At 68.2% G+C, this 11,074-nt stretch carries 6 protein-coding genes; 3 read left to right on the forward strand and 3 right to left on the reverse strand.

The genetic code is table 11. The features are described 5' to 3' along the window. Nucleotides 1-564: 564 nt before the first annotated feature. The gene (locus tag IT306_12395; GenBank protein ID MCC7369219.1) at nt 565-2,157 is read left to right on the forward strand and encodes an FAD-dependent thymidylate synthase; all 1,593 of its coding nucleotides are present in this window, start codon (nt 565-567) and stop codon (nt 2,155-2,157) included. A 376-nt stretch (nt 2,158-2,533) separates the two neighbouring features. Here the strand turns inward: IT306_12395 and ilvD are convergent, their stop codons facing one another. The 3 genes from ilvD to IT306_12410 form a co-directional block, all read right to left on the reverse strand. After that, nucleotides 2,534-4,357: a dihydroxy-acid dehydratase gene (ilvD, locus tag IT306_12400; protein ID MCC7369220.1), complete on the reverse strand. Its 1,824-nt coding sequence runs from the start codon at nt 4,355-4,357 to the stop codon at nt 2,534-2,536. An 83-nt stretch (nt 4,358-4,440) separates the two neighbouring features. Next, the gene (locus tag IT306_12405) at nt 4,441-6,978 is read right to left on the reverse strand and encodes a PBP1A family penicillin-binding protein (GenBank protein ID MCC7369221.1); all 2,538 of its coding nucleotides are present in this window, start codon (nt 6,976-6,978) and stop codon (nt 4,441-4,443) included. A gap of 74 nt (nt 6,979-7,052) precedes the next feature. After that, complete coding sequence (locus IT306_12410; protein MCC7369222.1) at nt 7,053-8,825, reverse strand: NFACT family protein; 1,773 nt, start codon at nt 8,823-8,825, stop codon at nt 7,053-7,055. Nucleotides 8,826-8,881: 56 nt separating this feature from the next. On the opposite strand from IT306_12410, the gene gmk reads away from it, so the two are divergent. Both gmk and IT306_12420 read left to right on the forward strand, forming a co-directional pair. Further along, the gene (gene gmk / locus IT306_12415) at nt 8,882-9,556 is read left to right on the forward strand and encodes a guanylate kinase (GenBank protein ID MCC7369223.1); all 675 of its coding nucleotides are present in this window, start codon (nt 8,882-8,884) and stop codon (nt 9,554-9,556) included. 311 nt (nt 9,557-9,867) lie between these two features. Beyond that, nucleotides 9,868-11,007 (forward strand): hypothetical protein, encoded by a 1,140-nt coding sequence (locus IT306_12420; GenBank protein ID MCC7369224.1) that lies wholly within the window; start codon nt 9,868-9,870, stop codon nt 11,005-11,007. Nucleotides 11,008-11,074: the final 67 nt, after the last annotated feature.

The following is an 11,074-nucleotide window of genomic DNA, read 5'->3' on the forward strand; positions in this document are numbered from 1 at the left end:
CCCGGCACCCGCGAGCCAGCGCGCCACCGTGCGCTCGTCGGGCCCGAACGCCGCCACAATCGCTTGCGTTGGGCAGCCATGACTCAGCAGCGTCAGCACCAGCACCGCCAGCTCGGCCGGCGTCTGCCGCCGAGAGAACGGCGTCCCGACCGTCTCAGCGAAAGGTCCGCCTGCACCGCCGACACTGATACCGTCGCGCTGCCCGACTGTGGATCCGGATGTTCCCACCCCCGACGACACCCCGCTCCGGACAATCGACGTTGTGGCAGACTTGCGCTCGCGGGTCCATCGGTGCCTCGAGGTGATGGGATGTAGGAGTTGCATCACCTGCAATGCCCGATGGACCCGCTTTTTGTCAAGCCCGCCCCCGTCCAGCGCGCGGTTCCACGGTTGACTGGGGTGCTACCATCTGTTGCAAATTCACGCCAAAATGCTCTTGAGGAGCCGTTCGCAGATCGGCGTTCCTCATGAAGCGTCGGTCCTGCCGCCGTCATGTATTGCAGACGTAGCGAAAAACCACCTCCCTGTGCGCCGCTCCGGGGGATCATGGTCTGAGCACGTTTCATGCGCCTGGGAGGTTCCGTGAAGGTCTATGCGGTCATCGGCGTGCCGCCAGAGGTCCAGGCGTACGCCATGGCGAAGTACAGCCGCTCGTCGCAGTCGATGCTGGAGAGCATCGGCGAGCTGTCGCTGCAGCGCGCCGAGCAGTTCCTGAACACGTTCTACTTTCAGTACGGGCACCGCTCGATTGCCGACCTTGCCCACCTGGTCATGGGCGTGGAGCACGTCTCGATCCTGGCCGCCATCAAGGTGGTTGACGAGCAGCTGTGGGACGGCCAGGAGCGCTCGACCCGGTACCAGCCCTTCAAGAAGACGGGGTACTACACGCCGCCTGGCCTGACCGGGGCGGCCCGCGAGACGTACACCCGCGCCGCCGACGCGCTCTTCGCCGCCTACGATGACCTGACGACGCGGCTCCTGGCGCTGCTGGTGCAGGAGGTCGAGCGGCCGGCCGACCTCGACCCGAAGGCGTTCGAGCGGACGCTGCGGGCGCGGGCGTTCGACGTGTCGCGCAGCGTCCTGCCGCTGGCGACGATCACCAGCCTGGGGCAGGTGGTCAGCGCCCGGGTGCTCGAACGGCAGATCAGCCGCCTGCTCTCCGATCCTCTGGCCGAGGTCCGCGAGATCGGGGAGGAGCTGCGCGCAGCCTGCCTGCGGCCTGCCGAGCAGCCGCTGTCGGCCGAGGCGCGGGCGCTGGCCGGCACCCGCGCACATGGCAACGGGAACGGCAGCGGGGCTGCCAACGGCTCGGCCGGGCACGATCCTCATCAGACCGCCGATCTGGAGGTGCGGGCTGCGCCGACGCTCGTCAAATACACCGCGCCGAGCAGCTACCAGATCGAGACGGCGCGGCTGATGGCCTCGCTGGCGCGCGATCTGCTGGCCCCACTCGGGGAGCCTGACCGCTCGATGGCCGTCGAGCTTGGCGACGCGGTGTCGGCCGAAGACGAGATCGTGGCGACGCTGCTGTACCGCTACGACGAGGCCGGCCACAGCTACCGGCAGATTCAGGCCCGCGTGCGGGAGTTGTCCCCCGAGCAGAAGTCGCTGGCCATAGCGGCTTCCGCCGAGCACCGGGGTCGGCACGACGACCTGCCGCGCGAGCTGCAGTCTGGCTACGGGTACGCCTTCGACCTGCTGATGGACGTCGGGTCGTTCAGAGACCTGCACCGGCACCGTCGGTGCGTCCAGATCGTGCAGGAGCCGACGGCGGCCCACGGCGCTGAGCCGGCCGCCGAGGTCTTTCCGCGCGCGTTCGGGTCGAAGATCGGGGCGGCGGCGCTGGCGGCCGGCCTCGGGGCCGCCTACGACCGCGCCCTGGATATCGGCCTGCAAGCCGCGCGGGATCTGGAGGCCGATGAGCTGCTGGCGGCTCCCTACCTGCTCCCAATGGCGACGCGCATCCGCGCTCTGTTCAAGATGGACGCCGCGCAGGCGGTCTACATCAGTGAGCTGCGGACCGGCGAGGGTGGCCACTTCTCGTACCGGCGCATCGCCTGGGAGATGTACGAGGTGTTGCAGGCGCACAGCCCGGCCGTCGCCGCGCTCGCCCGCCCGACCCCGATCCTCGATCCGCCGGACCTCCTGCGCCGCTAGGAGGCGAGCCGGGAAGTGTCGAACCCGCCCCCACCCCCAATCGGGGTGGGGTGCAGGCTGCCAATGCTGCGCCCACTGGTCCGCGCCAACGAGAGTGGCTCGGCAGGCGTCAATCTCAGGGGCGCTCAGTGCCCGTCGTCATCCCGACTGGAGCGAGGAACGAGCGGAATAGAGGGATCTTCCTCGTGTAGCCACCAAGGGGAAGATCCCTTGACTGCGTTCGCAAGCTCACTCCGCTCGGGATGACGGCGTGGGGAGTCGCAAGGCCTGCCCTGCGCCCGCCGAATGGACCTGCCCTGCGCCTGCCGAATGGGTCGCTTCGGTCGGGATGACAAACCCGTCATATCCAGCATGGCGCGTTCTGGCCTGTGGTACGTCAGTCGGTGACGGCCCCGAGGCTCGCGTTGGACACGGTCTTCGCGTACTTTGCGAGCGCGCCAGACGTGTACCTTGGCGGGGGCGGCGTCCAGGCGGCCAGCCGCCGCTGGATCTCCTCGCCCGGCAGGTTCACGTTGATCTCGCGCTTGTTGATGTCCACCGTGATCGTGTCGCCGTCTTCGAGGATCGCGATGGCGCCGCCCTCCAGCGCTTCGGGGACGACGTGTCCGATGCTGAACCCGCGGCTCGCGCCGCTGAAGCGCCCGTCGGTGATGAGTACGACGTCCTCGCTGTGGCCCTGCCCGGCCAGGGCGCTGGTCACGCCGAGCATCTCGCGCATGCCAGGGCCGCCCTTCGGACCCTCGTAGCGGATCACCACCACGTCGCCGGAGTTGATCTCGCCGCGCATCACCGCCTGCATGGCTGGCTCTTCCTGGTCGAAGACCTTGACCGGGCCGGTGAACGTCTCGGACTTGACGCCCGCCACCTTGACGACCGCGCCGCCCGGCGCGAGGTTCCCGCGCAGGATCGCCAATCCACCCTGCTGGTAGCGCGGATTCGAGATCTCGCGGACCACATCCTGTCCCTCGGACTCGGGGAAGCGGTCGAGGTGGTGGGCCCAGATCCCGCCCGCGATGGTCTTCTGGTTGGTGTCGAACATGCCGGCCTCGGCCAGCCGCTTGATGACGATGGGCAGGCCGCCCGCTTCGCCGAGGTCGGGCATCGAGTAGCGGCCACCGGGCAGCATGTCGCCGATGACGGGCGTGCGCCGGCTCAGCACGTCGAAATCGTCGATGCTCAGCTCGATCTTCGCATCGTGGGCGATGGCCAGGAAGTGGAGCACGGCGTTCGTCGAGCCGCCCGTCGCCAGCACCACGGCGATGGCGTTCAGGAACGCCTCGCGGGTCATGATGTCGCGCGGGCGGATGTTCTGCGCCAGCAGCTCAACGACGCGCTTGCCGGCCTCGTGGGCCTCCTGCATCTTGCGGCCGTCGACGGCCGGCAGCGTCGAGCCGCCAGGCAGCATCATGCCGAGCGCCTCGATGGACGAGGACATCGTGTTGGCCGTGAAAAGGCCGCCGCACGCGCCCGCGCCCGGGCTGGCGACGTTCTCGATGTCGCGGACCTCGTCAAACGTCATGTCGCCCTTCGAGTACTGGCCGACCGCCTCGAAGACTGCCTGAATGGTGACCTTCTTGCCGCGATAGGTGCCCGGCAGGATGCTGCCGCCGTAGATGAAGACGGACGGCAGGTTCAGGCGAGCAATCGCCATCAGGCAGCCGGGCAGGGTCTTGTCGCAGCCGGCCAGCGTGACCAGCCCGTCCAGGCGATGCCCGAACACGGCCAGCTCGATGGAGTCGGCGATGATGTCGCGGCTGATCAGCGAGGCCTTCATGCCCTCGGTGCCCATCGCGATGCCGTCCGTCACCGAGATCGTGGTGAACTCGATGGGGACGCCGCCGGCCTCGCGGATGCCCTGCTTGACGTGGTCGGCCACCTGTTTGAGGTTCGCCTGACACGGCGAGAATTCGTTCCAGGTGCTGGCGATGCCGATCAGCGGTTTGTTGTCAAGGTCGTCGTTGGTGATACCGACGGCGTGAAGGTAGGAGCGGGCGGGCGCGCGCGATGCGCCCTCGGTCAGCTCGCGGCTGACGATCTTCAAGTCGACGCGCTTGCCAGCGCCATTGCTGCCAGCGCCATTGCTGCCAGCGCCATTGCTGCCTGAGCCGTTGCCCGACTGCGTCACGTGCGCGGTCCCCTTTCCCGATGCAAAGCCAGCCGCACGCGACGCGCAGGAGCGCGCGCCGCGCCTCGCAAGCATAGCGGGCAACAGCAGACCGAGGGAAGGCAGCGGCGACGCGGCGTCGGGGCGGCCTGCGGCCTGGGGGCCGCGCTTCAGGGCCGTCAGCGGCGACGTGGCGTCGGGGTGGCCTGCGGCTTGGGGGCCGGGGTCGGCTGCGGACGCGTGTTCGGCTGCTGCGGCTTCGAGGCGGCCGTCGGCTGCGCTGGCGCCGCGGTCGGTTGGAACCGGTTGGCCGGCGCGGTGTCGGCCGGGCGTGGCGTCGCCTGGGGCGGCGGCCCGGGCGTGCGCCGCGGCTGGAGGATCGGCAGCCCGGGGATCAGGCCCGGCGCTGTGGGTGTGGGCTGGGCGCCCTCGCCCGGCTCGCCCTCGGCGGCCTCAGCGGCCTCTGGAGTCGTCGTCGTGGATGGCGCCACCGTGACCGTCACCGCTGGAGCGGGCGCGGCCGGTGCGGGCGCCGGCGCGGCGGTCGAGGATGGCGTTGCGCCCGGCTGCACGACCCGGCCGCCGCGCGGCACCGACTCGGCGGGGTAGAGGTCGGTCACGCAGGCCGTGTTGTTGGTGCAGATCTGGACGTCGACCAGCCCCGGCGGGCGGGTGAACTCGTCCGGTGGTAGCTGCAAGTAGTCCAGCGACGTATCCATCGCCTCGCGCCAGATCTTGCCCGCGCTCATCGAGCTGAGGACTTCCTTCATCGGGCGGTTGTCGGTGTTGCCGACCCACACGCCCACCGTCAGATTCGGGGTATAGCCCATCGTCCAGGTGTCGCGGTAGCTGTCGGTGGTGCCCGTCTTGGCCGCGCCCGGACGGGTCAGCTTCAGCATGCTGTTCGGGCCGTAGGTGATGAGGCGGGCGTTGTTGTCCGAGAGAATGCTGGTGACCATGTAGGCGTAACGCGGATCGACGATCTGCTCGCCCTGGGGCACCTTGTACTCTTCGAGCGTGTTCCCCTCCGCGTCCACGATCTTGGTGATCGAGACCTGGGGAATCCGCAGCCCGTTGTTGGCGAGGACGGTGTACGCCGCCGTCATGTCGAGCGGCCGGACCTCCGCGCCGCCCAGCGACATCGCCAGCCCGAGGCGGCGATTGTCCGTCCAGGTCGTGATGCCCATGCGCCGCGCCAGCTCGGCCACGCTCTCGACGCCCGCGAACTGGATCGTCTTGACGGCCGGGATGTTCAGCGAGTTGCCCAGGGCGATGCGGGCCGTCACGTTGCCGTGGAACCGCTTGTCGTAATTCTCAGGCTCCCAGGTCCGGCCCAGCTCGTCCTTGATGGACAGCTTCTCGTCCACGATCATCTGGCCTGGCGTCCAGCCCTTGGTGAACGCCGAGAGGTAGACCAGCGGCTTGATGGTGGACCCCGGCTGCCGCTCGGAGACGGCGACGTTCACCTGCCCCTCGATGTCGGTGTTCCAGTAGTCCATGCTGCCGACCATCGCCAGGACTTCGCCGGTCTTCGGGTTCATCACCACGATGGACGTGTTCTCGGCGTCACGCTGGTCGAGGTTCGGCTTGTTCGCCAGGGCGACCTCTTCCATCCTGGTCTGCAGGTCGAAGTCGAGCGATGTGTAGATCTTCAAGCCGCCCTGGTAGAGCATCCGCGTGCCGTACTTCTCCTCGATCTGGCTTCGGATGTAGACGGCCCAATGGGGGGCCAGGAACGGCTGCTTCTGCGGCTGGTACCGCAGCTCGGCCTGGCTGGCGGCGTTCGCCTCGGCCTCGGTGATGAAGCCGTGGCGGACCATCTGTTCCAGCACGTAGGCCTGCCGGGCCTTGGCCGCCACCGCGTTCCGAAGCGGGTTGTAGACGGCAGGCGACTGCGGCAGGCCCGCCAGCATCGACGCCTCGGCCAGCGTCAGGTCGCGAGCGTGCTTCCCGAAATACCCCTGGCTGGCGGCCTCGATGCCGTAGGTCTGGTTTCCGTAGAAGATCTCGTTCAGGTAGAGCGTCAGGATCTGGGACTTCGAGACCTTCTGGGTGAGCTGATACGCCAACAGCGCCTCGCGGATCTTCCGCATCGGCGTCTGCTGGTAGCGCTCGTCCTCGGGGATCAGCACGTTCTTGACCAGCTGCTGGGTGATCGTGCTGGCCCCTGAGACGATGTCCTGCTCGGCCAGGTTCTGGTAGAAGGCGCGCGCGATGCCCTTCGGCTCGATGCCCGGGTTCGAGTAGAAGTTGGCGTCCTCGGCGGCGAGCGTCGCGTCGATCAGGTACTGCGAGATCTCGCTGATCGGGACCACGGTCCGGCGGCCGGCGTCAGGGTCGAAGAACTCCCACAGCAGCCGGCCCTTGCGATCGTACAACTGGGCCGTCTTGAAGGTCTCGCGGCCGGCGATCTGGTTCAGCGACGGCAGATCGCGGTTGATGCTGGCGTAGGCCGACGACGCCATGTGCATGCCGCCGAGGATCGCCATGACGCCCAGGCCTGCGAACCCCAAGCCGATGACGATCATCGTCAGGAAAGCGGCGCGGAGTGCGCTGCGCGGCTTCTGGCGCTGGCGGCGGCTGCGCGAACGAGCGCGCTGCTGAAGGGCCTTCAACTCCTCGCGCCAGGAGTCGGAGCCGTTGACCGGCTGCGTGAAACGCTGAGCCGCCCGTGAGGAGCGCCCATTCCGACCGTTGCCGCCAGATCCGTAGGCCATGCCGAAGGCATTGTGCCAGACCGGGCAGGCGGGCGGGCATTACGTCACCGTCGCAGTCCGTGGAGGCGTGCGCCTCACCCGGGTCCGCGCGGGGGCACGTCCACCGTCTGCTCGTTGATGTACGAGACCAGCCCGGGCGGGCCGCCCCTGATCCGCCGCACGAACTTGCGAGGCGTCCAGTCCACCGCGACCCGGCTGTCCGTCCGACCCTGGCTGTAGAACGCTGCCAGCTCGGCAGCGCGCTGGAGGACCCGCTCGGGCACCTTCTGCCCGGAGGTCCGCACGATCACGTGCGAGCCGGGGCGCTGCCGGGCGTGCAGCCAGAGATCGTCCTGGCCGGCCACGTCAAAGGTGATGTGCTCGTTGGCCTTCGCGCTGGTGCCGACGTACGCCAGGAAACCGTCTGGCAGCGGCACGGTGATCGGGCGGGGGCCGTCATCGGCCGGCTTCGGCGCGAACTTCCCGCGCTTGCGGGCGGCCTGCGGCTCGCGGTCGCGCAGGATACCGGCCACCCGCAGCTCTTCGCGCAGCGCGCGGATGCGGCTCGGATCGTCCGCGATCCGTACCAGGGTGTCCATCTCGGCGAGGTGGCTCAGCTCGCGGTCGGCCTGGGCCACCAGCAGCGGCACGCGGCGGCTGGCGTCACGCGCCCGCTTGTAGTCGCGGAAGTAGCGCTGGGCGTTCTCGCTGGCCGACTCGCGCGGCTCGAGCTTGATCTCCAGCCCGTCGACGGCCAGAAGCTCCTGGCCCGGCCGGATCGCGTGGGCGTAGGCGAGAATGGTCTGCCCGATCTGGCGCAGGGCGTCAGGGTCGCCGGCCGCCTCCTGCGAGCGTGCCAGGGCGTTCCGCCGCCGCAGCACCACCTTCTCGCGGGCCGCGATGGCATCCAGGAGCGGGCGCGACATCTGGTTTGCCGTCTCGGGCTTGCTGCCGTTGGCCTCTGCCGCCTCGCGCCCAGCGTACGCCTCCTCGACCGCCTCGCCGATCGAGTCCACGCTGACGATCTCGCACTGATCCGCAAGGTGCGTCAGGTGGTACGGCGCGAACGCGACGATGTGGCCCTCGAAGCGGGCCACGCAGGGCGACCATCCGCCCTCGCCCCGGATTGGCCCGAGTAGCTCGACAACCGCATCATGCACCCGATCCAGGTCGGCGTCGCCGGCCGGACTGGCGATGCTGCCCGTCGCCCGGTAGGCGGCCTCGCGGGCAACCAGCCGCGAGAACCCGGCCAGCTCGCTCCCGAGCAGCTCCGCAACGTGACCCTGCGGATGCTGGCGGGCCAGCGTCCGCAGGTGATCCCAGGTGTCCAGTGCGAACGGCGACCGCCGATCCTGGGCCGGCGGCGCGTCGTAGCGGCGACGCGGGAGGATCGGCCGGATCGGGTTCTTCTCGGCCGATGCGCGTCGCAGCGCGTCCATGATCGTGCCGTCCGGACTGACCAGCACCGCGTTGCTCCGCCGACCCATCACTTCTATAATCAGCCCAACTTCGCCGCGGCTCCCTTCGTCGTCTCGCTTGGAGATCTGAAGCTCGAGCACGCGCTCCAGGGTGGGCTGGCTCAGGGTGTCGAGTCGGCCATCCCGGACGTACTTCCGAAGCAGGAGCAAGAACGGTGTTACCAACTCGGCCGCCCGGTCATGTCGGCGTCGCGTCACCACAACGCGGGCGGCATGAGGGTCGGCCGAGATGAGCAGCGTGGCCCGCTCGCCGTTGCCGTACAGCTCCAGCGCCAACGTCCACTCGTCCAGCAGCCCGACCTTCTGGATGCGCGCACCCGCGAAGCCGGCGCGCAGCTCGTCCACCACGGCATGCAGGGTCAGGGCGTCGAAGCTCAGCGACGGTTTCATCGGCTCTCACGCAGAGACTCGGCGGCGCTCGACGCCATCGGTCCGGGTCTGATCTCGTGGCAAGTATACCGGTCGATCCGGCCCCAGGAGACGATACCAATCCGCAGCGCAGCGTGCTGACGGCCGACGCCAAACGCGCGATGGGGCTGGTGTTCGTGGTGTCGGGGCCGAGCGGCGTCGGCAAGGACACGATCAAGAAGTGCCTCCAGGATTCTGACTTCCCCATCGGCTACTGCGTCACGGCGACCACTCGGCAGGCTCGTGATGGTGAGGTCGAAGGCGTTCACTACTTCTTCGTGAGCGACGCACGCTTTCAGGAGATGCTGTACCAGGGTGAGCTGATCGAGCATGCCGTGGTCCACGGGAAGCACTCCTACGGCATCCCGATTGAGGGGTTGCGAGCCGGTATGCGCGGCGGCCACGACGTCCTGGTCACGCCGGACGTGCAGGGTGCGGCCACTCTCCGCGCCATCATCCCCAACGCCATCTCGATCTTCGTCGCGCCGACCAGCCTCGAAGAGCTGAAGCTGCGGATCGCCGATCCGAAGTCCGGCCGGCTCGAGGAGATGGAGACGCGCCTCAAGACGGCGGCCATCGAGATGCGACGGATCGGCGAGTTCGACTACCTCGTCGTGAACGAGGAAGGGAAGCTCGACGAGACCATCGAGATGGTCAAATCCATCGTGATCGCCGAGCGGCTGCGCGTAAAGCCCCGCCGCGTGGTGCTGTAGCCGACCGCGCCCGGCCGCTCGACGTCGGCGGGCGGTCTGGCGGGATCCCAGGGAAGCGGCATCTCGTCCAGGTCCGGGCGAACCTCGGCAGGCGCGTCCGCGAGTCCCACGGCGGCACGTTGGAACCGATACGCGATGTTCACGCGTGGTAACCAGACGAGCAACCTCCTCGGTGCACGCTGTGTTTGCGAAGGTGCATCGATCACTCCGAAACCCAAACCCTGCTGATGCCATGTTGACGTCCGCCGCCTGACACCGGCTCGCATTCGACGGGACGGCGACGGCCGCGGGCGCCGCCTGGAGGCTGTGCCATGCGGCGAGCACTCTCGGCGCTCTTGCTTGTGCTGCTCCTCAGCAGCGTGTGTCTCCCACCCGCGCAGGCCCGGGCCGACCGGCGGCGTGAGTACCTTGAGCGGACGCAGATCGCCTACGACGCGATGGATGCGGCGTTCTTCGACGGACGCCTGTACGTCGAGTACGACACCAGCCTCGGCACCGATGACTACGCCGACCTCTGGAACTACTCCCGCGCGATGTCGGCGGTTATGGACGTCTACGCGCTGGGGCTGATCGACATCGAGGAGGTGCGGAGCCGGATCGGCGTCATCCACGCCTATCATCGCCGCGACCGACCGATCTTCCAGGCGCTGGTGATGCCGCCGGACGGCCGGATGGACGACATCTACTACGACGACAACGCCTGGGTCGGGCTGAACCTGCTCCGCTACTACCAGCTCACCGGCGACGAGTGGGCGCTGGCCGCGTCGATCGACATCTTCAATACCGACATCCAGCAGCGCGGCGACGCCTACGGCTGTCAGACCGGCGGCCTCTACTGGAAGGAGCAGAAGGACGGCGAGACGAACCACGACCGCGCCACCATCACCACGTCGGCTATCGCGCTGCTGGGCGTTCGCCTGTACGCGCAGACCGGCGATCCGCACTTCTGGGAGTGGTCCAAGGGGGCGCGTACCTGGCTTGAGCTGTACATGACCGATCCAGAGAGCACGCTCCACTGGGACCGGATCGAGCACGACTGCACCGTGGACAAGACGATCTGGAGCTACAGCCAGGGCATGATGATCGGCACCTACGCCACGGTGTATAGCTTGACGACCGATCCGGCCTTCCTGGCGCGCGCCGAGCAGATGGCCGAGAAGATGCTGCGCGAGGATTGGTACTCGGACCAGTCCTTTGAGGGGAACGCGATCTACTTCAAGAACCTGCTGGTGCTGAAGTCGGTCTCGGACAACCAGCCGCTGAAGCGCAAGATCGACGGCGTCATCAGGCGGTACGCGCGCGACCTCTGGGAGAATCAGAACCGCCATCGCGTGCCCGGGCTGTTCTACGTGGACGAGGAGCACGAGTACGCGCTGCTGCTGCACGAGGCGTCCATCGTCGAGATCTTCGCGCTGGTGGCGCTCGACGAGTCGTGGTACTTCGACCTGTAGCGGCCGGATTGCCCGATGGTTCTGTCTGCGAACGTGACTGTACAGAAGCAGGGCCGTGTTCGGATCG

It is taken from the genome of Chloroflexota bacterium, assembly GCA_020850535.1.
GTDB lineage: Bacteria > Chloroflexota > UBA6077 > UBA6077 > JACCZL01 > JADZEM01.

Excerpts from the sequence above, each read along its gene's own strand:
- IT306_12395 (MCC7369219.1), top strand. The coding sequence starts at position 565 with ATGCGCCTGGGAGGTTCCGTGAAGGTCTATGCGGTCATCGGCGTGCCG.
- ilvD (MCC7369220.1), bottom strand. The coding sequence starts at position 4,357 with ATGCTTGCGAGGCGCGGCGCGCGCTCCTGCGCGTCGCGTGCGGCTGGC.
- IT306_12405 (MCC7369221.1), bottom strand. The coding sequence starts at position 6,978 with ATGGCCTACGGATCTGGCGGCAACGGTCGGAATGGGCGCTCCTCACGG.
- IT306_12420 (MCC7369224.1), top strand. The coding sequence starts at position 9,868 with ATGCGGCGAGCACTCTCGGCGCTCTTGCTTGTGCTGCTCCTCAGCAGC.
- IT306_12410 (MCC7369222.1), bottom strand. The coding sequence starts at position 8,825 with ATGAAACCGTCGCTGAGCTTCGACGCCCTGACCCTGCATGCCGTGGTG.